Source organism: Pseudomonas sp. P5_B2 (assembly GCF_056400445.1).
In genome coordinates, this window is the sequence record NZ_JBFULH010001188.1 from 1 (window position 1) to 882 (window position 882).

Genomic DNA, 882 nt, shown 5'->3' on the forward strand with positions numbered 1-882 from the left:
GCTTTGAGCCTGACTCGTCAGATGAAGATCGCCTGAACTTTTTGCAAGCTGCCGCACAAGCCGTCCGTGATGGCCGCTTAAGTAAGTCCAAGAGCTTTAGTGATCAGCCCGCCGAAGATGAGGGCGAGTAGCCATATGGATACTTTTTTGATGGTCGTCCTGTGCTCTTCCCAGAAGCGCCTCAGTGGCGGCCGATTGAATCCGGCCATCGAGAAAAACTCGTCTTCATGCGTGTACAGACTCAAGTCCCAATGCTTTTCCTTCCAGCGCTTGAAAGCCTCTTTGATCTTTTTCATGCCAGGTCTCTGTGATTTCGATTTCGAGTGGAATCAAAACGATATCACGGATGCATCTGGCACCTATTCGCTGCACGCCTGAATCGCAGGCACAAAAAAGCCGGTGGCTAGACCGGCTTCTTAAACAGCAACAACTCAAGGGGCCATTATGAACACGATCGTCGCTCCAAGCAATACGGTCACCATGTCCAGTCGGGAGATCGCCGATCTCACTGGCAAGTACCATCACCACGTCGTCCGCGACATCAAGCGCAACCTTGCCGAGCTGAATATCGATCCATCCACTTTTGGATGCATCTACCGGGATGAGCGCAACCGGGCTCAAACCGAATACTTCCTCGGTCATGACCTGGTCATGACATTGCTCACCGGTTACAGCACTCCGCTTCGTCATTGTGTCGTGACACGTTTGGGCGAACTCGAAAACGTGTCGCGACAGGTTGTCACGGTTCCGAAAACTCTCCCTGAAGCCCTAAGGCTCGCCGCCGATCAGGCAGAGCACAACCTTCAGCTGCAGACCGTCATCCAGAAGCAAGCGCCGAAGGTCGCGGCGTTGAATCGTCTCGCCAATACCCAGGGCTCCGTC

The 882-nt window shown here is 53.7% G+C and carries 2 protein-coding genes; one reads left to right on the forward strand and one right to left on the reverse strand.

The features are described from left to right. Window positions 1-77: 77 nt before the first annotated feature. Window positions 78-296 carry a hypothetical protein gene (locus tag AC1DRJ_RS30090; RefSeq protein ID WP_477805325.1) on the reverse strand — a complete coding sequence of 73 codons (219 nt, stop codon included), beginning with the start codon at window positions 294-296 and terminating at the stop codon, window positions 78-80. A gap of 148 nt (window positions 297-444) precedes the next feature. On the opposite strand from AC1DRJ_RS30090, the gene AC1DRJ_RS30095 reads away from it, so the two are divergent. After that, a partial coding sequence (locus AC1DRJ_RS30095) for a Rha family transcriptional regulator (RefSeq protein ID WP_477805326.1) occupies window positions 445-882 on the forward strand: 438 nt, incomplete at its 3' end.

Bases quoted from the DNA above. Each gene is read 5' to 3' on its own strand.
- AC1DRJ_RS30090 (WP_477805325.1), bottom strand. From the start codon at position 296: ATGAAAAAGATCAAAGAGGCTTTCAAGCGCTGGAAGGAAAAGCATTGG.